The organism is Treponema lecithinolyticum ATCC 700332, from assembly GCA_000468055.1.
In the GTDB taxonomy this organism is placed as follows: Bacteria; Spirochaetota; Spirochaetia; order Treponematales; family Treponemataceae; genus Treponema_C; species Treponema_C lecithinolyticum.
Map to the genome: position 1 here is coordinate 131,623 of KI260567.1, position 20,140 is coordinate 151,762.

Annotated in this window: 21 protein-coding genes; all 21 read left to right on the top strand. The window is 44.7% G+C overall.

The genetic code is table 11. From position 1 onward, the window contains the following. The first annotated feature begins 86 nt into the window (after positions 1–86). The 21 genes from HMPREF9193_RS07845 to HMPREF9193_RS07945 all read left to right on the top strand — a co-directional run bounded on the left by HMPREF9193_RS07845 (position 87) and on the right by HMPREF9193_RS07945 (position 20,122). Positions 87–284 carry a flagellar FlbD family protein gene (locus HMPREF9193_RS07845; protein ID WP_021687574.1) on the top strand — a complete coding sequence of 66 codons (198 nt, stop codon included), beginning with the start codon at positions 87–89 and terminating at the stop codon, positions 282–284. An 18-nt stretch (positions 285–302) separates the two neighbouring features. Then, positions 303–1,085 carry a motility protein A gene (locus HMPREF9193_RS07850; protein ID WP_021687575.1) on the top strand — a complete coding sequence of 261 codons (783 nt, stop codon included), beginning with the start codon at positions 303–305 and terminating at the stop codon, positions 1,083–1,085. 2 nt (positions 1,086–1,087) lie between these two features. Beyond that, the gene (gene motB / locus HMPREF9193_RS07855) at positions 1,088–1,807 is read left to right on the top strand and encodes a flagellar motor protein MotB (RefSeq protein WP_021687576.1); all 720 of its coding nucleotides are present in this window, start codon (positions 1,088–1,090) and stop codon (positions 1,805–1,807) included. A gap of 30 nt (positions 1,808–1,837) precedes the next feature. Continuing rightward, positions 1,838–2,380, top strand: coding sequence for a flagellar basal body-associated FliL family protein (locus HMPREF9193_RS07860; protein WP_021687577.1), 543 nt, complete (start codon positions 1,838–1,840; stop codon positions 2,378–2,380). A gap of 23 nt (positions 2,381–2,403) precedes the next feature. After that, entirely contained in the window at positions 2,404–3,438 is a 1,035-nt protein-coding gene (fliM, locus tag HMPREF9193_RS07865; RefSeq protein ID WP_021687578.1) for a flagellar motor switch protein FliM, read from the top strand. After that, positions 3,431–4,540 (top strand): flagellar motor switch protein FliN, encoded by a 1,110-nt coding sequence (fliN, locus tag HMPREF9193_RS07870; RefSeq protein ID WP_040847940.1) that lies wholly within the window; start codon positions 3,431–3,433, stop codon positions 4,538–4,540. Before fliM ends, fliN begins: the two co-directional genes overlap by 8 nt. A 54-nt stretch (positions 4,541–4,594) precedes the next feature. Next, a complete protein-coding gene (locus HMPREF9193_RS10885) occupies positions 4,595–5,290 on the top strand; it encodes a FliO/MopB family protein (RefSeq protein WP_051306042.1) in 696 nt (231 codons plus the stop codon). Then, positions 5,283–6,116 carry a flagellar type III secretion system pore protein FliP gene (gene fliP, locus HMPREF9193_RS07880; RefSeq protein ID WP_021687581.1) on the top strand — a complete coding sequence of 278 codons (834 nt, stop codon included), beginning with the start codon at positions 5,283–5,285 and terminating at the stop codon, positions 6,114–6,116. Before HMPREF9193_RS10885 ends, fliP begins: the two co-directional genes overlap by 8 nt. A gap of 11 nt (positions 6,117–6,127) precedes the next feature. After that, positions 6,128–6,397 (top strand): flagellar biosynthesis protein FliQ, encoded by a 270-nt coding sequence (fliQ, locus tag HMPREF9193_RS07885; protein ID WP_021687582.1) that lies wholly within the window; start codon positions 6,128–6,130, stop codon positions 6,395–6,397. Between the two features lie 12 nt (positions 6,398–6,409). After that, the gene (gene fliR / locus HMPREF9193_RS07890) at positions 6,410–7,198 is read left to right on the top strand and encodes a flagellar biosynthetic protein FliR (protein WP_021687583.1); all 789 of its coding nucleotides are present in this window, start codon (positions 6,410–6,412) and stop codon (positions 7,196–7,198) included. An 8-nt stretch (positions 7,199–7,206) separates the two neighbouring features. Continuing rightward, positions 7,207–8,367 carry a flagellar biosynthesis protein FlhB gene (gene flhB, locus HMPREF9193_RS07895; RefSeq protein WP_306699017.1) on the top strand — a complete coding sequence of 387 codons (1,161 nt, stop codon included), beginning with the start codon at positions 7,207–7,209 and terminating at the stop codon, positions 8,365–8,367. A gap of 9 nt (positions 8,368–8,376) precedes the next feature. Continuing rightward, positions 8,377–10,461: a flagellar biosynthesis protein FlhA gene (flhA, locus tag HMPREF9193_RS07900; RefSeq protein ID WP_021687585.1), complete on the top strand. Its 2,085-nt coding sequence runs from the start codon at positions 8,377–8,379 to the stop codon at positions 10,459–10,461. Then, positions 10,451–11,662: a hypothetical protein gene (locus HMPREF9193_RS07905; protein WP_051306043.1), complete on the top strand. Its 1,212-nt coding sequence runs from the start codon at positions 10,451–10,453 to the stop codon at positions 11,660–11,662. The genes flhA and HMPREF9193_RS07905 overlap by 11 nt, the downstream gene beginning before the upstream one ends. 3 nt (positions 11,663–11,665) lie before the next feature. Next, entirely contained in the window at positions 11,666–12,556 is an 891-nt protein-coding gene (locus HMPREF9193_RS07910; RefSeq protein ID WP_021687587.1) for a MinD/ParA family protein, read from the top strand. Positions 12,557–12,619: 63 nt separating this feature from the next. Next, the gene (locus tag HMPREF9193_RS07915; protein ID WP_021687588.1) at positions 12,620–13,552 is read left to right on the top strand and encodes a hypothetical protein; all 933 of its coding nucleotides are present in this window, start codon (positions 12,620–12,622) and stop codon (positions 13,550–13,552) included. A gap of 54 nt (positions 13,553–13,606) precedes the next feature. After that, complete coding sequence (whiG, locus tag HMPREF9193_RS07920) at positions 13,607–14,395, top strand: RNA polymerase sigma factor WhiG (RefSeq protein WP_021687589.1); 789 nt, start codon at positions 13,607–13,609, stop codon at positions 14,393–14,395. 14 nt (positions 14,396–14,409) lie between these two features. Continuing rightward, positions 14,410–16,386: a FapA family protein gene (locus HMPREF9193_RS07925; protein WP_021687590.1), complete on the top strand. Its 1,977-nt coding sequence runs from the start codon at positions 14,410–14,412 to the stop codon at positions 16,384–16,386. Then, positions 16,367–16,696 carry a hypothetical protein gene (locus HMPREF9193_RS07930; protein WP_021687591.1) on the top strand — a complete coding sequence of 110 codons (330 nt, stop codon included), beginning with the start codon at positions 16,367–16,369 and terminating at the stop codon, positions 16,694–16,696. The genes HMPREF9193_RS07925 and HMPREF9193_RS07930 overlap by 20 nt, the downstream gene beginning before the upstream one ends. A gap of 2 nt (positions 16,697–16,698) precedes the next feature. After that, the gene (locus tag HMPREF9193_RS07935) at positions 16,699–17,361 is read left to right on the top strand and encodes a hypothetical protein (protein WP_021687592.1); all 663 of its coding nucleotides are present in this window, start codon (positions 16,699–16,701) and stop codon (positions 17,359–17,361) included. 254 nt (positions 17,362–17,615) lie between these two features. Beyond that, a complete protein-coding gene (locus tag HMPREF9193_RS07940; protein ID WP_021687593.1) occupies positions 17,616–19,262 on the top strand; it encodes a leucine-rich repeat domain-containing protein in 1,647 nt (548 codons plus the stop codon). 146 nt (positions 19,263–19,408) lie between these two features. Further along, a complete protein-coding gene (locus HMPREF9193_RS07945) occupies positions 19,409–20,122 on the top strand; it encodes a GntR family transcriptional regulator (RefSeq protein WP_021687594.1) in 714 nt (237 codons plus the stop codon). Positions 20,123–20,140: the final 18 nt, after the last annotated feature.

The following is a 20,140-nucleotide window of genomic DNA, read 5'->3' on the forward strand; positions in this document are numbered from 1 at the left end:
AAAAAGAGCGGAAAAGCCGTGCACTAAAAAATGCATAAAAACGCTCAAAAGTACTTGACTGTAATGGAGTTAGCGTAGAAAATATTATGATACGAGTAACACGTTTGGATGGGAGCTTATATTGGATAAATCCTCATCATATTGAATACATGGAAACCAATCCCGATGTAACGCTTGTTATGCTGTCGGGAAAAAAATTGGTAATCCGCGATACGCCGGACGAAGTTATCGATAAAATTATTGCATACCGCAAGCGTATCGGTGCATTTAAAAACGAACTGTAGGGTAGGAGGAATTGCGTAATGGATATTGCTAGTATTATCGGTGTTGCCGGAGGTTTTGCTTCTTTAATATTTGCCGTTTTAGGTTCCGGCGGCGGTTTGGGCGGTATTTGGGACGCCCCGTCTTTTATATTCGTTATTGTCGGTTCTTTTTTTGCTTTATTCCTCAGCTTTCCTATGAATAAAGTTTTTGCCATGCTTAAAATTCTGGGGCGCATTTTTAAAGTACCCAATTTTGACGAAAAATCGCTGGTGCAAAAAATGGTTTCGCTTTCGGAAAAAGCGCGGCGCGAAGGTATTTTGTCTTTGGAAGAAGGGCTTGAAGACTTGGATGATCCGTTTATGAAGTCGGGCTTCCGCTTAGTGGTAGACGGTACCGACGGTGTGGTTATACGCACTATTATGGAAAACGAATTAAACCGCATAGAAAGCCGGCACATGAGCTGGATCGGCATGGTTGTACAGTGGGCGGGTTTGGGACCGTCATATGGAATGATGGGTACCGTTATCGGTCTTATCGGTATGTTGCAAAACCTTGAAGATAAAAGCGCTATCGGTCCGAATATGGCTGTTGCTTTGGTTACCACTTTGTACGGCTCTCTTTTGGCAAATATGTTTTTAACGCCTATTACCAATAAGCTTACCTACCACAACGGTTTGGAAATTCAAGTAAAAGAAATGGTTATAGAAGGCGTGCTTTCAATTCAAGCCGGGGATAACCCGCGTATTTTAGCTACCAAGCTTTTAACCTACCTTGACCCGATTGCACGAAAAGCTATTGAAGCGGACGTATTAAAGGATTAACCGTGGCACGAAGAGAATCGAAAGAACCGCCTAAGCCTTCCAAGGCATGGCTCGAAACGTACGGCGATATGATTACACTTATGCTGTGCTTTTTCGTTATGCTTTTTAATCCGACCGAAGTTGACGAAATTCAGCTTGCCCAGTTAACCGTTGCTTTGCAAGGAGATCCCACATCCGGCGGTATGTCGCTTTCTACCGGACGCCTTGCCGACTTGGGCAATACGGTAAACAGTTTGCCCGCTATGGAAAAAGGAAAAGTGCTCGGTCTTGCGGTAAAAAAAGCGGTCAGTTTGTTCGCTCCGGAAATCCGCAGCAATAAAATATCGGTTACCGCCGATGAGCGCGGTTTGGTTATTACGCTTGCTTCGGATTCTTTTTTCCGCGAAAACAGCGCCGAACTGAACATAGACGAAACGCGCGAAACGCTTTTACATTTGGCGCAGTTTTTAAGTTTAAGCGATTTAAAAGAGCGCAAATTCCGTATCGAAGGGCATACGGATTCAATAGCTCCCGATCCTGCGCTGTGGCAAAGTAATTGGGAATTGTCCGCTGCCCGCGCGTTAAACGTATTGCACTATTTATCTGATTTCGGAGCGGACGAAAGACGGTTTTCGGTTTTAGGCTATGCCGATACGCAGCCGAAATTTGCCGATGATACCGCCGAAGGGCGTGCGTACAACCGCCGGATTGACGTAATTATTCTGGACGAAGGTCATTTTTAATGATAGTATATAAAGCGAGGTTTTACCGTTATGGCTGATGATGATTTAAATTTGGATGAGGGCGATTCCGCGCTTGCTTCCGCTCCTAAAAAAAGCGGTATGGGCGGTCTTTTGCCGACGCTGCTTAAGTGGATTGCCATTGCAGTCGGCGCCATTATACTTATAGTAACGGTCGTAGTGGTTACGATGTCGATTATCAATTCAAACTCTCCGTCTACGGCTGCGGTTCCCGTATCTCAGGAATATCAGCCTAAGCGGCCCGAATACGATTGGTATCAGTCCATTCCCGAAGTCCGTGCAAAAACGGTCGATACTATGCCTGCAAGTGTTATCGTTAATGTAGTGTTGGGGTATAAAAAAGACGACAAAGTTGCTTCAAACGAAATTACTGCCCGCAAGGTTGAAATTCAAGATTATCTTCGCAAGTATTTTTCGAGTAAAAAAATTGCCGAGCTGCGTCCGCAGTACGAAGATATGTTAAAGTTGGAAATAAAAAACGATATAAACGATATTTTAACTTCTTCGTCGATACGCGATGTACGTTTTTTAAAGTTTGAAATCGTAGAACAATAATACGTTGATAAGGGTGAAAAACAATGAATGAAGTTTTATCGCAGGACGAAATAGACCAGCTGCTTATGGCTATCAGTTCCGGCGATACGGATACTGAAGAATTTAAGCCGGTTAACGATACCAGAAAAATCAAAATATACGATTTTAAGCGTCCCGATAAATTTTCAAAAGAACAAATCCGTACCGTGTCGATTATGCACGAAACTTTTGCGCGTCTTACCACGACGGCGCTTTCGGCGCAGCTTCGCAGTATGGCGCACGTGCACGTCGCTTCGGTAGACCAGCTTACCTACGAAGAATTTATCCGTTCTATTCCGACGCCGACGACTTTAGCGGTTATCAATATGGACCCCTTAAAAGGAAACGCCATATTGGAAATAGACCCCGCCATTACTTTTTCCATTATAGACCGTTTGTTCGGTGGTCAGGGGCAAGCGGCAAAAGTGCAGCGCGACCTTACCGATATAGAGCAGTCTGTTATGGAAGGCATTATCGTACGCATTTTAGCCAATATGCGTGAAGCGTGGACACAAGTTATCGATTTGCGGCCGCGCTTAGGGCAAATCGAAACAAACCCGCAGTTTGCACAAATTGTACCGCCTTCTGAAATGGTTGTTTTGGTTACGCTTGAAACTAAAATAGGCGAAGAAGAGGGTATGATGAACTTTTGCATACCCTATATTACGATAGAGCCGATTATTTCAAAGCTGTCGTCGCAGTTTTGGTTTTCTTCGGTGCGCCGCAGCTCTACAACCCAGTATTTGGGAGTACTTAAAGAAAAACTGTCGTCGGTCGATATGGACGTCGTTGCCGAAATAGGTTCAATCAATTTGCCTATCCGCGACGTTTTAACTTTAAAAGTCGGCGATATCGTCCGATTATCAAATATACGGATCGGTGACCCGCTGACACTCAATGTCGGTAACAAAAAAAAGTTTTATTGCCAGCCGGGTGTTATCGGCAAAAAAATGGCTGTTCAAGTTATCGGAAAAGTAGATCAAGCGGAAGCCGAAGAGTTTGAAGAATTATCAGTGGAAGGAGATGAATTATATGAGTGACGGCGCCATTTCTCAAGACGAAATTGATGCTCTGTTGTCGGGCGTGGATATGGGCGGCGGTTTTTCCGACGGAAATTCCTCTTCTTTAAAACTCGATACCGGTTGTCTTGCTCAATTTGCAGGGGAAACCGTAGCTTCTTTTGCTTCCGGTTTGCAAACAATGACCGGAGCCGAATTTAAAATCGAAAAACCGTCCGTAGAAGTATCAAATAGAAGCGATGTGCTAAAAAAACTGCCGGAAATGGTTGTAACCGTTATGTCCGATTTTTCGGCGGGTTTAACCGGAGATCATTTATTTTTAATGGCTCCCGAATTGGCTCAAAAAATAACGTCGCTGGTAAATAAAGAAGAAACACCCGAATTGGACGATATGGCTTTATCCGTTATTTCCGAAGCGATGGCACAGCAAGTGGGTACGGAAATAACGAACTTGGGGCATACCGGAAAACTACCCGGTTTAGCCGCCCGACCGGCGGAAGCCCTGCATGTGCCTAAGGCTATGGTGCGTTTTCCGCAAGATTCGTTTCCGCTGATTTCGTACCCCGTGTCGGTTGAAGGCGGTGCGTATACGGTGTGGGAAGCGTTTTCAAGCGAAGCTGCAAACGGTATGATAAAAGCTTTAGGCGGAAACGATGCTTCCGCTGCGTCTTCCGGTGCAAACGCTGCCGGCTCTTCTGCCGCTTCGGGCGGTCTTTCAGCTCAAGAGCTTGCCGGATTAGGTTTGGGTGCAACGCCTGCCCCTGCTGCAATGCCGGCAGGCGCAAGTATGGGAGGTATGAGCGTGCCGAACGTACAGCCTTTGCAATATCCTTCTTTACAGCACGGCGCCGCCGCTATGGAACAGGGCAATATCGGTCTTATCATGGACGTATACATGGAAATGACCGTAGAGCTCGGGCGTACTAAAAAGCAAATTAAAGAAATTTTGGGTATGGGCGAAGGTACCATTATCGAATTGGATAAACTTGCCGGTGAGCCGGTAGATATTTTGGTAAATCATAAACCTATAGCAAAAGGCGAAGTTGTCGTTATCGATGAAAACTTCGGCGTGCGCGTTACCGAAATTCTGTCGCCGATTGAACGGGTTACCGATTTGCATTAAACTATAACGGGTGGGGGGCTTATTACGAATATCTCTAAAAAAATACCGCATATAGTGCCGTATCTGTGTGCGTTGTGCGTTTTTGCATCGCAATTGTGCGTGCTCGGCGCGCAAAGTACAGCCGCGCAAAACTCCGGCGCTCACAGCACTGCCGCGCGAAGTACCGGTGTTCAAAGTTCCGGTGTGCAAGCCGTCGGCGATGCGGGTGCAGTGCAAAGCAGCGGACAAGACGGGCAAACGCAAGAGGCGGAACAACCGGTACTGACGCTGCAAGAAAGCGAAAAAAACTTACCTATCGGCACAAGCGAGCCGCAAAATTTTTCCGATACCGGCAATACAAATACTTTATGGCTTTTTATCCGTATGATAGTTGTGCTTATTTTTGTTATCGTATGTATTTATGCGCTCGTTTTTTTGCTAAAAAAAGGATTTGCGCCTAAAAACGAGCAAACGCCGTTTTTAAAAAAAGCCGCTTCTCTTAACCTTGCTCCCGGAAAATCGGTTCATATCGTATTGGTGCCGGATAAAGCATGGCTTGTCGGCGTGTCCGATTCATCGGTAAACCTTATCGGAGAAATAACTGATAAAGAATTGATTGACCGCATAGCTCTGGAAGCGGAAAAAGAGATTTCGGTAAAGCCTAAAGATTTTGCCGAAATTTTAGCCGCTTTTACCGGAAGTGTACGCCGCACGGAAAATATTTTAAAAAAACAGCGCAGCAGAATGGAGCGCGGAGGGCGCAATGAATAAACGAAAACTTTTTTTTGTTTTGTGCGCCCTGCTTTGTTTGAGTTTTGTTTCCGGCACTTTTGCGCAAACGGCAAATACCGATAATTTTCCGGAAGGAAACGTAAGCGGTACGGCTCAGTTAAACAGGCGCGTTACTCCCGTGCAAATTCCGTCGGTGGACATACGGGTGCGGCGCCCCGAAACAGGAAGAGAAACCGCTTTTTCCGTACAGCTTTTGCTTTTACTGACGATTTTAACGCTTGCGCCCAGCATTTTAATCTTGGTTACTTGTTTTTTGCGGTTTTCAATTGTGTTGGATTTTATAAAACGTGCGCTGTCGCTGCAGCAAGTTCCTCCTACGTCGGTTTTAAACGGAATTGCCTTTTTTTTAACCCTGTTTGTTATGTGGCCGACGCTTACGCAAGTATACGACAATTCGTTTAAGCCGCTTTCCGACGGCACCATTCCCATAGAGCGCGCGTTAAGCGAAGCCGAAGCGCCTCTTCGTATTTTTATGTACAAACAAATGGCAAACAATACAAGCTATATTTCGACTTTTATGTCGATGGGGCGCTTGGAAAAACCGGAAACGCTGGCGGATGTTCCTACCTATGTGCTTATACCTGCTTTTATATTGCACGAACTTACCGTTGCTTTCCGCATAGGCGTACTGCTGTACATTCCCTTTATCGTTATCGATATGGTAGTTGCCAGTATTCTTATGTCTATGGGTATGATTATGCTGCCGCCGGTACAAATATCCATGCCGTTTAAATTAATGCTGTTTATCCTTGTAGACGGCTGGGGACTTTTAACGCAGCAGCTGTTTAATTCGATTATACCCTAAGGAGATAGCGTATGACATTGGGAATGCTGGTAACGCTGCTTCGCGACGGCATTGTGCAGATTTTGCTTTTAGCTTCTCCCGTTTTGGGAGCCGCTTTGATAGTGGGCTTAATCGTAGCCGTTTTTCAAGCCACCACATCCATCCAAGAACAAACGCTCACCTTTGTGCCGAAATTGGTAACGATTTTAGCGGTTCTTGCTTTACTGGGCGGCTGGATGTTTACATCCATGCGTCAGTATACGATAGATATTTTCGGTATGATAGGCCGAATTACGCGGTAAAACGGAACGCTTATGCTGGAACAAATCGTTGCGCGCTTTCCGTTTTTTATTCTCGTTGCCGCGCGCTGTTTTGCCATTTTTTTAACCGTTCCTTTGCTGGCTTCCCGCGCCGTACCGCAAGCCGCCCGTGTTGCCCTTGCCGGTTATGCCGCTTTTTTAGTACTGCCCGAAGCTTATGCGCAAGGTTGGAACGTGTATCCGTTCGGTTTGGAATATGCGCTTATTTTAATCGGCGAAGTGCTGCTCGGAATTATAAGCGGTTTTTACATAGCTATGCTTTTTGCAGCGTTCAGTTCCGCCGGTCAGTTTTTTACATACCAAATGGGTTTCGGCGCATCCGAAGTGTATGACGCTTTGTCGCAAATAGAAAATCCGCTTATGGGTCAATACTTAAATCTTATAGCCCTGATACTGTTTATGCAAACGGGCGGTTTTCAAAAACTATTTTTAAGCGGTATTTTTAACAGTTTCCGCAGTTTAAATGCATTTGCCCTTGTTGCGCACCAACAAGACTTTATGCGCTTTTTGCTTACCGGGCTTTCAAAACTGTTTTTTAACGCTATGGTTATAGCTATGCCTTTGGTAGGCACTCTGTTTTTGGTAGCGCTTGCTATGGGTATTCTTTCCAAAGCGGCTCCGCAAATGAATTTGCTTTCCGAAGGTTTACCCATTACCATTTTGGTTGCGTTTTTTTTGCTTAGTACGCTTTTACCCTATATGGCTGATTTTTTTATACGTTTGTTTAGCGCGGGCTTTGCGAACTTTCAGCGTTTGCTTGCAGCAACGGGGCAAAATATATGAGTTCCCCCATGAGTGTACCTATAAACGGCTATGAGCCTATGAACGCCTATACGCTTGTGAACGGCTATACGGACGAGCATCTTATTTACTTTGACTTACAGTGGTTTGCTGCCGAAGATGAGGGGCGCACCGAGCAACCTTCCGAATACAAGTTGCGCAAAGCCCGCGAAGAAGGGCGCGTTGCAAAAAGCCAAGAGTTAAACGGCGCTTTGGTTATGCTTTTACCTGTGCTGACGCTCATCGTGCTTTCGCCGTGGCTTTTTAAAAAAAGCATAGAAATAATCCGGTTTTATTTTGAACGTTGTACCCAAGCTCAATTAAACGGTATGCTTGTACGCTCTTTTTTTCATTATTTTATCGCTATGGTAAGCCCCGTATGCATAGCCGCTTTAATTGCCGGAATAAGCGCGAACCTCATTCAAAATAAAGGCTTTATGTTTTCTTTAAAGCCGATAGAACCGAAGTTTTCCAAAGTGCTTCCGCATTTCGGCGAATATTTCCGTAAAACGCTGTTTTCGTTTGAAGGTGCTTTTAACGTATTCAAATCGCTTTTAAAAGTAATTGTCGTATTTATTTGCGCATATATCACTATAAAAAACGATTTACCCAAATTGTTGTCGCTTCTAAATGTAAATTTATGGAACGGAATTGTACACATTGCCGTTATGAGCGCAAAACTGTTGGTTATAGCTTCTTTTATTTTTCTTATCATATCGATACCGGATTATTTGGTGCAGCGCCGCCAATTTATAGAATCGATGAAAATGACTAAGCAAGAAGTAAAAGAAGAGTTTAAAACTTTGGAAGGAGACCCCTTGGTAAAAAGCCGGCTGCGTCAAATTATGCGCGAACTTATGCGCGGTAATATACGCGAAAATGTAGCTAAAGCCGACGTGGTTATTACCAACCCTACGCACTTTGCCGTCGCCGTTTTGTACGATAAAGAAGTTATGCAAGGACCTATGGTGTGTGCAAAAGGTCAAGACGCTTTGGCTCAGCGCATAAAAGAAATTGCGCGCGAAAACGACGTTACTTTGATAGAAAACAGACCGCTTGCCCGTGCCCTCTATGCGGAAGTTGAAATCGGTGATATAATACCTGAAACTTATTATACGGTTCTTGCCACCATATTGGGTAAAGTATATGCCATGAAGGGGAAAAAGATATAGGGCGGAAGCATGGCGGAAAAAAAACGTTATTTTAAAAATACATCCGATCTTACTATGGCAGTTGCGGTAATTGCAGTCGTAATGATGTTAATAGTGCCGCTGCCGACCGTGCTGCTTGACGTCTTAATGGCTTCAAACTTGCTGTTGGCGCTGCTTATATTGCTTATCGTTATGTATACGCCGCGCGCAATCGATTTTTCGTTTTTTCCTACTATGCTGCTTATTTCGACTGTGTACGGTCTTGCGCTGAACGTATCTTCAACCCGCTTGATATTAACCCAAGGCGCACGGTTTAACGGACAGCTTATAACGGCGTTCGGCTCCTTTGTCGTCGGCTCCGGCGGCACCGAAGGGCTTGTCGTCGGTTTGGTTATCTTTATCGTTTTAATCGCCGTTCAAGCTTTTGTTATTACCAAAGGTGCTACCCGTATTGCCGAAGTTGCCGCACGCTTTACGCTTGATGCAATGCCTATGAAACAAGCGGCTGTGGAATCTGAATATAATCAAGGGGCTATAACCGAAGACGAAGCGCGCCAAAAAAAGCTGGAAATCCAGCGCGAAGCCGGCTTTTACGGTTCTATGGACGGTGCTACAAAGTTTGTGTCCGGCAACGTTAAAGTCGGTATTTTTATTACCGTTATCAATTTGGTTGCCGGTGTTATCTTCGGCATGGTACTGCGCTCCGAGCCGTTTAATCAAGCGATTCAAACGTATGCAAAATTTACCATCGGCGACGGTTTGCTTTCTCAAATTCCGTCTTTGTTTATTTCGGTTGCAACCGGTCTTATCGTTACCCGTTCGGCTTCCGACGGTAAATCCTCTATGGGACAGGAAGCACAGCGCCAGTTTTCGCAAAATGCATGGATTTTTTATGTTGCCGGCGTTACTATGGCGCTTATCGGTTTTTTACCGGGGTTTCCTTGGTACGTGCTTATACCGCTGGGAGCTGCGCTTTTTTATATCGGACGCCGTTTGCAAATAAAACAAGCTGTTGCCTTTGAAACAAAATTGGAAAAAGAAAAAGAAAAACAACAAACGCAAGGCGGCTCTTCTGCCGATATAAGCCCTATTGTTCCCCTAGATCCGCTGTCGCTTGAATTGGGCTTTGCCCTTATTCCCTTGGTAGATAAAGAAAAAGGTGCAGAGCTTTTGGAACGCATTACCCGCATACGCAGAGAATCGGCTTTGGACATGGGTTTGGTAGTGCCGCGCATCCGCATTATAGACAATATGCGTCTTGATCCGAACGAATATTGTTTTAAGATAAAAGGCGTTGAAGTCGGTTCCAGCCATATCCGTATGGGATGGTATATGTGTATGAATACCGGCAATGTAAGCGAAGAAATACACGGAGAAGCTACAACCGATCCGGCTTTCGGCTTGCCTGCAGTATGGATTCCCGAAGAACAGCGCGAACAAGCCGAACGTTCTGGTTATGCGGTTGTAGATGCGCCGACGATTATTGCAACCCATTTGACTGAATTGATAAAGTCGCACGCTGCAGAGATTTTAGGCAGACAAGAAATACAAGCGATTGTAGATGCGCTTAAAAAAGAGTATCCTGCCGTGGTTGAAGAAGTTACCAAATTGTTTAATATGGGCGAAATCCAAAAAGTTATGCAAGGTCTTTTAAAAGAACAAGTGTCGGTGCGCAATATGGTCGCCATATTCGAAACAATGGCGGACTTCGGACCGATTACCAAAAAGCCCGATGTATTGGTAGAAAAAGTGCGCCAAGCTTTGGGCAGACAAATTTGTTTACAATATGCCGACGAAAACCGTAATTTACGCGTGTTTACCGTAGCTCCGGATTTTTTGCAAAAACTGGTAGCAAGCCGTGTAGATACCGTAAACGGACCGATTGCCGCGCTTGACCCGGTTGACCAGCGGGATTGGATATCGGCGGTAAGTACGTCCATTGCGTCTTCGCAAAAAACGGGAAACATACCGGTTATTTTATGTCCCGAAGAAGCGCGCATATTGGTAAAAGCGAGTACGGAACGTGAAATTCCCAATTTAGTGGTGCTGTCCGTTCCGGAAATTGTAAACGATATTAAATTGGAAAATTTGGGAGAGATAAGAGTTGGCGCTTAATACACCGGAACAAAAATCTTTAGTTATGCGCGGAGCTTCCTATCAAGACTGTGTAGAAAAAATCCGCGCGATATACGGGAGAAATTACGAGCTTATCAGTAAAAGAGCAGTGGAACCCGAAGGCTTTTTCGCCTTTTTAAAAAAAAGGCAATATGAACTAACCTATGTCGTTTTACCCGACAACCGTTTTGCTTCCATGCTTGGTAGCCCTATGGATTTTGAACAAGAACGGCGGAAAATCCTTGAAGCAAATAAAAACAGCGTCAGCCCGCAGCTTAAACTTATTTTTGACGAAATAAATTCGCTAAAAAAAGACTTTGCGGAAAAAACTTCCGTTTTGCGCCAAGACGAACACCCGACTATTATACGCATACAGGAATTAATGCAAAAAAACGAATTTGCTTCCGATTATATTGCAAAAATATGCGAACGTATCCGCAAAGAATATTCGCTGGATACCCTTGACGATTTTGAAAGCGTGCAAAAATCGGTGGTGGATTGGATAGGCGAGGGGATACGCATAGCCGATACGGAAAATATCGCGCGGCCGCAAGTGGTTGTTTTGGTAGGACCGACCGGAGTCGGAAAAACCACATCGGTTGCAAAACTTGCAGCGCAGTATATCAGTTCCGACGGCGGAAGAGCAAAAGCACTTCGCGTACGTATTATTACCATAGACAGCTACCGTATCGCGGCTAAAGAGCAAATGGAAACGTACGGAGAAGTAATGGGCATTCCTGTTTCTTTGGCAAATTCTGCAGAAGATATGCAAAAGCTTATGACTATGTATGCTACCGGAGTGGATGTTATTTTGGTAGACACAACCGGACACAGCCCGAAAGATTACGAAAGTTTAGCTAAAATGCGTAAAATTTTAGATTTCCGCGGTATTCCTTCTCAAGTGTTTTTAACGGTTTCCGCATCTACAAAGGCAAGCGATTTGCGTACCATTATGCAGCAATATGAAATTTTCGGCTACAGTGCGCTTATCATAACCAAAATGGACGAAACCGATTGTATCGGAAGCGTTATCAGCATAATGGACGAAAAAAATAAAGCTGTCGCGTATTTTACCGACGGACAGCGTGTTCCGCGCGACATGGAAAAAGCAACCCCTGTCAGGATGCTTATACAATTATCCGATTTTAAAATAGACCGGACACATATCGACCAAAAATTTTGTCCGGAAAAAGGGCTGTAATATATGGAAGACCAAGCTTCTGAATTAAGAGCGATGATGCAGCGCCGTTTGGAAAAAGGCGCTCGATATCAGCAAGAACCGGTGGTAAACGGCAACAAAACCAGAATTATTGCGGTTACCAGTGGAAAAGGCGGCGTCGGTAAATCGAATATTGCCGTAAATATGGCAATAGCTTACGCGCAAAGCGGTAAGCGCGTTATTCTTATCGACGGCGATTTGGGTATGGCGAACGTAAATGTGCTTTTGGGTATATCGCCTAAAGCAAACCTGTTGGACGTTATAAACAACCGCCGCCGTATGTCTGAAATCGTAACCGATACCGAATTCGGCTTTCAGTTTATTCCGGGTGCAAACGGATTTTCGCGAATAGCGAATTTATCGAACGCGGAAATGGATTTTTTTGCTTCCGAATTTGCAACGCTGTCGAGCGCCGATATCATTATTATCGATACGGGGGCGGGGATTGCTCAAAGCGTTTTGGGTTTGTTGACTGCCGCCGACGAAGTGTACATCGTTACCACGCCCGAGCCGACATCCATAACCGATGCATACGGTATTATCAAAATTATTGCAACCGAAATGCTGGACAACCGTCCCAACCTTAAATTGATCGTTAACCGTGTACATTCGGCTTCCGAAGGTAAACGGGTTGCCGAGCGCATTATTACGATTGTAGGGCAGTTTTTAAACTACCATATAGATTATTTGGGATTTATTTACGACGACCCTGCCGTGTCCTCGTCGGTTTTGCGTCAAAAACCCTTTCTTGCTTCTCAGCCGAATGCTAAATGTTCAGTGTGTGTAAAGCACATTGTCGGCAGAATTGAAAAGACAAAACTCGATACGCAAGAAGGTTTTGCACGTTTTTTCCGGAAAATACGGCAAAAATGGTGATATTGAGCCGAATGAACTTGACGTTAGGACAATTTTGTCCTAAGCTGATAAGAAGGAGAGCAAATGTTCAGCCCTAAAACGGCGCTTATCGGAGCTATAGCAGGCTTTGCGGTATCCTGCATTGCAGGTATTATAGGATCCGTAAGTTTCGGCATAGTACTTTTAAGAGCCGTACTGTCGGCTTTGTTTTCCGCCCTGTTAATCGGCGCCGTTCATTTTGTGTACGTGCGCTTTCTTGCGGACGCACAAGGCGATGATACGAACTTTGCAGTAAAAGCAACGCCTGCAGGAAGTACTGTCGACATAACGCTGGACGACGCAGACCTTCCCGATACGGACAACGCGCCCGACTTTTTTGTGGAAAAAGACGATGCCGTTTTCCGTGAAGAAACTGCACAGGGTATGAGCTCTGCAGCCGGTACGGTAGAGCCTTTGGCAAATGCTGAAGCTCAACCGGTACAAAATGCGCCGGGGCAAAACGAAGCGATCGCTTCGCAAACCGCTGCCGGCGCAAACAATAAAGAAAGTGTCGCCGGCATGAACAACGAAGAAAAAGCAGCCGGGGCGGATAGTGCAGAGCCTGCCGCCGGTGCGGTAAAAACCGGACACTCGCTTAGGGTAGACAGCGCCGATATAGCAGATAATGGCGAAACGCTTGTAAGCGAAGCGGGACTTTCCGCTGGCAGCGAGTATGGAGCGCAAGCCGGCGCTCAAACGGAAAGTTTTTCCGGTCCGGCTGCAGGGACGACAGATGCGCAAATTGAAGCGCTTCCGAGCTTGGACGGTTTTTCAAGCGATGTGTCAGGAGCGCCGCTTGCAGCCGGAGAAACTTTTTCCGGCGAAAGCGAAATTGCTTCAGGATATCTCGGACAAGACAGCATTTTTTCGGAGCCGGGAGACTTAAAAAAAACGGGATTAAGCGAAAACCTTACGGATTTCGGGAATACGGAAGATATAGCGGCAGCTGTGCGGACTGTCTTAAAAAAAGAATCGTAACGGCAAGCGGCGGCTTCGGTCGCGGCTTAATCGACCGGCAAAAGGGTGTGGGAAATGGCGGTATCGCTTTTTGAACAAAAAACGGAAGATGAACTTTGGATTGAATTTCGCAAAACAAAATCGACTCAGCTTCGGGATGCTTTTATACGGCAATATATGCCTTTGGTAAAATATGTTGCCGGAAAACTTGCCGTCGGTATGCCCGGAAGCGTTGAATTCGATGATTTGGTCGGATTCGGTCAATTCGGTTTGCTTGATGCAATCAATAAATATGATCCTGAAAAAAATGTTAAATTTAAAACCTATGCGGTAACCCGCATACGCGGTGCTATTTTTGACGAATTGCGGCAAATAGACTGGGTGCCGCGCTCCATACGCCAAAAGTCGCGCGAAATTGAAGATACTATCGTAGAATTGGAATCGCGGCTGGGCCGTCCGGCTGAAGACGGTGAAATCGCTAAAGCTATGAATATGAGCTTGGAAGATTTTCATCATACGGTGTTAAAAGTATCGGGAACAAGCGTTTTATCGCTCAACGATGTGTGGTATTCCGGCGAAGATTCGGACAGAATGTCCATAGGCGACAGCATAGAGTCTCCTGCAAGCTTAAATCCCGATGTAATCGTAGAACGCGAAGAAATAAAGCGCGTTATTACCGAAGCAATAAATGAATTGCCGGAAAAAGAAAAAATGGTTTTGGTTTTGTATTATCACGAAGACCTTACCTTTAAAGAAATAGGACAGGTTTTGCAAGTAAGCGAATCGCGTATTTCCCAACTACATACCAAAGCCAATATGCGTTTGCGTGCAAAGCTTACCAATATCCGTAAGGGGATTATGTAAGGTGCGGGGGTGCTATGGTTACGCTTGAGAAGATCAAAACGGAAATGGAAGAACTTCTCGCACAAGAGCGCGCCGTGCGCTATGTGGACATTTGCGCGGATACCATCGACGAAGCTTTAGCCGATGCAGCTGTCCAGCTTGAAAGCCGCCCGTCGCTTTTGGAATACGAAGTGCTTGAGCAAGGCTTTAAAGGTATTGCAGGACTTATGAAAAAGCCCTTTCTTATCCGCGCCTATGAAAACGCCGCCGTATCCCGTAAAAGCGAAAAAGTACAAACGGAACAAGCTTTTGTTTCCGATGTGTCGGAAAGCGACGATAAACCTAAAAACGCCGACGGTTTGTTTTATATTCGATACTTTGACTCTCAAATATATTTAAAAGTAACGCTTCCTGTTGGAAACGGAAAAAGCGTAGACTTACAGTCCGTTATGATGAAGCTCAGACGCTCCGATACGCTTTCGTTAAACGAAGATACGGTAAAAAAACTCGTGCGTTCCGGATCTGACGGCATCTATACACAAGTCGGCACCTTTGCCCGCAACCAAGCGGTAGACGCAACCTTTTATGTGGAAATAAGCAGCGATGAAATGACGGCTTCCATAATCGCCGCAGCTCCGGCAATCGGCGGCGCGGATATTTCAGCCGAGCGCATAAAAAAAATGCTGGAAACACAGGGCGTTGTTGTCGGCATAAACGATACGTACATAAATGACTTTGTGGATAATCCGGTATATGGTATGCCCTTTGTGGTAGCCGAAGGCATTGCTCCTCAAGACGGGCGCGATGCGTATATTTCTTATAACTTTGAAACCGACCGTTCAAAACTGCGCATAAAAGAAAGCAAATCAGGGCAAATAGATTTTAAAGAATTAAACCTTATTCAAAACGTTGTGGAAGGGCAAACTCTTGCTCAAAAAGTAAATGCCGAACGCGGGCACGGCGGTAAAACCCTTTTCGGGCGCTATTTGGAAGCTAAAAACGGCAAAGACATTGCTATTCCCTTGGGAAAAAACGTAAAGCTCGATTCGGACGGTCTTACTGTGCTGGCAGCAGTAAACGGTCAAGTGCTTTTGGTAAACGACAAAATCACAGTAGAACCGCTTATGGAATTGGACAGCGTTAACATAAAGACGGGCAATATTACCTTTTTGGGTACCGTTATCGTTAAAGGCAATGTGGAAGACGGCTTTGATGTGCATGCTTCGGGCAATATAGAAGTGCACGGCAGCGTAGGAAGCAGCAAGCTTGAGTCGGACAACGGAGACATTGTGGTATCTCAGGGAATTATGGGCAAAGACAAAGGTTATGTTAGAGCCGGAAAATCTTTGTGGGTAAAATTCATTCAAAACTGTACGGTAGACGCGGAAGAATTTGTTATTGTGCAAGACGGTATTATCAATTCTACCGTTACTGCAAATAAAAAAGTACTGGTGCAGGGAAAAAGAGCCAGCATAATCGGCGGTCACGTATTTGCAACCGAAGAAATATATGCAAAAACAATCGGCAACAGCGGCGGCGGCAGCGAAACCATACTCGAAGTAGGTTTTGACCCCAAAGCCAAGCGCCGGCTTGACGAATTGTCCGAAAAACAAGCCGATTTAATAAAAGAGCTTGATGAATTGGAATTGAATTTGCAAACGCTGCAAAATCAAAAAAAAGTACGCAAAACGCTGCCGCACGACAAAGAAGAAAGTTTAAACGCTTTAATTGCCCGTCAAATGGATATAAAAACCGAAACGGATGAAATGTCAAAAGAAATTCAATCGCTGCAAGACCATTTGCGTGAATTAAAAGTGGTAGGCAAAGTTTCGGCTTCGGGAGTGGTATACCCGGGGGTAAAGATTTTTATCCGCGACGTAAAAGAAGAAGTACGCAACGAATCCAAAGCTGTTACTTTTTTTTACGAAAACGGATTTGTTCGGTACGGCAAATACGAACCGCCGTCCGAAGCCGACGCCAAGCGGAGTCCCGATGGCTATTCAACCAATTGATTTGCAAACACTGTATTCTCAGTTGGAAACGGTTTCCAAAACGGTTGCTTTTCAGCAACAAGGCATGCAATTACAAAATTCGATACAACAAGAAGAACAAAGCAAACGATTGCAGCAAAAGCAGCAAGCCGTTGAAGCCGCTTCGGCTAACGAAGAAGGACCGCTTGCGGTAAAAGACCGCAAAGGCAGCAGCCCGCAAGAGCAGGGCTCCGGCGGCAAAAAAAGCGAAAGCGAAGAAAAAAAAGATAAAACCGTTTTTGAAGTTATAAAAGACCCGCGGCTCGGTCAGCACGTCGATATTTCGGGGTAATTATGGCTGAAGCGGTATTGCTTATTCTTATTACGCTGGTAAACCTTGCGCTGTGGCTGGTTTTTTTTATTCGGTTTAAAAAAACGTTTTCTCCTCACGTGCTGCTCGGTGATTTAAAAGCGGAAGTGGATAAATTGCTTATAGAAATAAACCGTACTGCCGATCAGGATATTACTTTGGTTGACTCTCGTATACGCGATTTAAAAGCGCTGATTGAAGAAGCCGATCACCGGCTTTTGCTGCTTGAGCGTACGGAAAACAGCCGGCACAGGGAGCGCAGGATAATGGAAAAACTTGCTCCTTCCGCTGTTTCGGAAAACGCTCGCCTGCGCGATAAAAAAGCTGATACGGACAGCGCCGTTCAGCTTTCGATAGATTTTGAATCCTACCGTGTGCCGCACTCCGAAGCCGATGAGCCGATAAACCTAAGCAGCTTAGAAAATGTTTTATCATCGGATAAGACTGCTCCGCTCCGGCAGGCACCGGATGAACCGCAAATCGTTTACTCTGCCGATGCCGCAAATGCCGATAGCAGACAAAACGTTCCGTTAAAAGACCGTGTGGTACGTATGTATGCCGAAGGCTTTTCGGCGGATATTATTTGCGAACGTTTAAAACTGTCGCTTACCGAAGTACAGTTGATTATCGATCTTTTTGCACGATGAGGGACTGCAGGTTTATGTTGTTTAAAAATGTGTAATCTTTACGGAAAAAAATAAAAAACCTAAAGAATTTTTCAAATGCTGTTACGGATATGAACTATTGCTTTGAAAACTGCAAAAAAATTACTGTTTGTATTGATTATTTTGTACATGTTTGCTACACTAATGTAAAAGTGTAGCCTCAATACTGTCAAGTAACACATCTAAAGCAAGCCGTTCATCTTTTTTTTGTAAAATAAAAACCTACGGAGCTTTTTATGAAAAGTGTTTTTAAAGTAAAAGCAATTACCGTATTAACTGCAATGTTGTTTATCTGCGTGTTTACGTTTACCGCATGTCCCAACACGGTAAACAAACCGGATACGTCAAGTGCCGGCAATCCGTCAAATCCGCCGGTAGTGCCGCCGAAACCGCCGGTAACGCCGCCATCGGCAGATGATATAACCATTACCGTAATCGGCGACGAACACGTACAAATTAAGCAAAGCTCTTTTACCGTGCCTAAAGGCTCTGTCTGGTTGGTGGTTGTTGTAAAAGCTATTGACTGTGTGGACTATGAAACAGGTTGGGAACTTAAATGTTGGAAACGCGGCGGAAAAACAGGACCGGTTATAAATTGGGTGGGTGAACAAACCTTTAATACTTCTGCAACTATTTATGCGCAAGTACAGCAAACTGCTGCCAAAGTTGAAGGCGGAGTTTCTTTTCTTTTGGATCCGAGCCAATTGCAACTTAAAATTAAAGCGGTAACTGAAGATAATTCTGCGGTAACGGTAGAAGGTTGTACGGAAACATCAATCCCGAGCGGTCAAGAAAAAAATTTGACCGCTACAAGTACACAAGTTGTCTTAAAAGGGAAAATTACCGAACTGTATTGCGATCGAAATAAAATTACCTCGCTCAATGTGCAAGGTTTAAACGCTTTGAAACATCTGGACTGCTCCGGTAATCAACTTACCTCGCTTGATGTGCAGGGTTTAACGGCTTTAGAGAAATTAGATTGCTACTACAACAATTATCTTACCTCACTTAATGTACAAGGCTTAAATCGTTTACAAAAATTAAACTGTGCCAGTTGTCTTTTAACTTCGCTTAATGTACAAGGCTTAATTAACTTACAATATCTGGAGTGTCATTATAATCAGTTGTCCTCTCTTAACGTGCAAGGCTTGTCCGCTTTAAAGATGTTGGAATGTTACGGGCTTGGCTACGGAATTCAACTGACATCGCTTAACTTACAAAATTTACCTGCTTTGGAATGGCTGAGATGTGATCGCCATCGGCTTACCTCGCTTGATGTGCAGGACTTAACCGCTTTGCAGGTGCTGAGTTGCACCGAAAATCTGCTTGTTTCGCTCGATGTGCGGCATTTAACTGTTTTAAGAGAGCTGTACTGTTCCTTCAATAAATTAAAAGTGCTTAATGTGCAGGGCTTAGCAAATTTGGAAACGCTGCAATGTTATCGTAATGAGCTCTCATCGCTCAATATGCAAGGTTTAGCTTCTTTGAGAGGACTGGACTGTTGCTATAATCAACTTACATCGCTTGATACACACGGTTTGCCTTATTTAGGCTTTGTGCACTGCTACAATAATCGATTGACATCGCTTGATGTACGAGACTTGCCGGCTTTGACCTCATTGTACTGTTGGGGTAATAAGCTCGATGCACAAGCGTTTGTAAAAATATTCAATGATTTACCTGTTAAAACCGGAAATAATTATCCTTACCAATTTTGTGGGCTTTATAGTGAAGACCCTCAAGATCAAGAAAGCAACCACACGGACTTTAACGATCCTCCTGAATTAAAAGAAGCGTTTGAAAGAGCTAAAACTCACAAAAATTGGGTTATGAAAAAAGCTAAGCACCGTCCGGACGGGGTGTATGAATATACGGAAATCTAAACCGTAGTAAAACGGACGGTGCGGTGCGGTGTGTGTACTACAACGTGCCGTCCGTTTTTTTTATAATTGCGGTGGCGGTTGCCGCCATTTAGCTGTTCAACACCTTTAACGCTTGGTAAAATGCACTTTTTGTGCTATGATAAGTTATGCACACAAACGACAAAAGCGTACAGGCAACCGTATACAATATACTTAAAAACAGTATTATGCGCTTGCAGTTAAAACCCGGTACGGCTATGAGCACACAGGAAATTGCGGATAAACTGCACGTAAGTAAAACTCCTGTGCGCGAAGCGTTTATCCGCTTGCAGCGCGAGGGGTTAGTGGAAATTTTTCCGCAAAAACAAACCGTTGTGTCGCGCATAGACTTAAAACGTACCGCACAAGAGCGCTTTATCCGCGAAAGTCTTGAATGCGCGGTTATGGAAGCCGTTATCGAAAATTGCAGCCGCAAAAATCTTGCTCTTTTGCGCGAAAACATCGAAAAACAGCGCCGCGCACGCGAAAAAAAAGACTATCTTTTGCATATTCTATTAGATAACGAATTTCACAAACTGCTGTTTACCATTGCAGGGCAGCCGTTGTGCTGGGAAACTATAGACGATATAAGCGGTAACTATGCGCGTATCCGCTTAATGACCGTGTGGACTGCCGAAACTATGGATGCGGTAATCGCGCAGCACGTGCAATTGCTTGCCGTTATTGAACGCGGCAATGTTGAAGAAGCGCGCGAGTATATGAAAGCTCATTTAGGTATGCTCGATACCGAAATGGACGGTTTGTTGCACAAATACCCCGATTTTTTTAAACAAGAAAATACCGAAAACGGCGTAGACTGTAATATGCTGTTAAGTTTATAGCGCTTTGTGTCCTTTGCT

Coding starts and splice junctions, on each gene's coding strand:
- HMPREF9193_RS07845 (WP_021687574.1), top strand. CDS start 87: ATGATACGAGTAACACGTTTGGATGGGAGCTTATATTGGATAAATCCT.
- HMPREF9193_RS07850 (WP_021687575.1), top strand. CDS start 303: ATGGATATTGCTAGTATTATCGGTGTTGCCGGAGGTTTTGCTTCTTTA.
- HMPREF9193_RS07860 (WP_021687577.1), top strand. CDS start 1,838: ATGGCTGATGATGATTTAAATTTGGATGAGGGCGATTCCGCGCTTGCT.
- fliM (WP_021687578.1), top strand. CDS start 2,404: ATGAATGAAGTTTTATCGCAGGACGAAATAGACCAGCTGCTTATGGCT.
- fliN (WP_040847940.1), top strand. CDS start 3,431: ATGAGTGACGGCGCCATTTCTCAAGACGAAATTGATGCTCTGTTGTCG.
- fliP (WP_021687581.1), top strand. CDS start 5,283: ATGAATAAACGAAAACTTTTTTTTGTTTTGTGCGCCCTGCTTTGTTTG.
- fliQ (WP_021687582.1), top strand. CDS start 6,128: ATGACATTGGGAATGCTGGTAACGCTGCTTCGCGACGGCATTGTGCAG.
- fliR (WP_021687583.1), top strand. CDS start 6,410: ATGCTGGAACAAATCGTTGCGCGCTTTCCGTTTTTTATTCTCGTTGCC.
- flhB (WP_306699017.1), top strand. CDS start 7,207: ATGAGTGTACCTATAAACGGCTATGAGCCTATGAACGCCTATACGCTT.
- flhA (WP_021687585.1), top strand. CDS start 8,377: ATGGCGGAAAAAAAACGTTATTTTAAAAATACATCCGATCTTACTATG.
- HMPREF9193_RS07910 (WP_021687587.1), top strand. CDS start 11,666: ATGGAAGACCAAGCTTCTGAATTAAGAGCGATGATGCAGCGCCGTTTG.
- HMPREF9193_RS07915 (WP_021687588.1), top strand. CDS start 12,620: ATGTTCAGCCCTAAAACGGCGCTTATCGGAGCTATAGCAGGCTTTGCG.
- whiG (WP_021687589.1), top strand. CDS start 13,607: ATGGCGGTATCGCTTTTTGAACAAAAAACGGAAGATGAACTTTGGATT.
- HMPREF9193_RS07925 (WP_021687590.1), top strand. CDS start 14,410: ATGGTTACGCTTGAGAAGATCAAAACGGAAATGGAAGAACTTCTCGCA.
- HMPREF9193_RS07930 (WP_021687591.1), top strand. CDS start 16,367: ATGGCTATTCAACCAATTGATTTGCAAACACTGTATTCTCAGTTGGAA.
- HMPREF9193_RS07935 (WP_021687592.1), top strand. CDS start 16,699: ATGGCTGAAGCGGTATTGCTTATTCTTATTACGCTGGTAAACCTTGCG.
- HMPREF9193_RS07940 (WP_021687593.1), top strand. CDS start 17,616: ATGAAAAGTGTTTTTAAAGTAAAAGCAATTACCGTATTAACTGCAATG.
- HMPREF9193_RS07945 (WP_021687594.1), top strand. CDS start 19,409: ATGCACACAAACGACAAAAGCGTACAGGCAACCGTATACAATATACTT.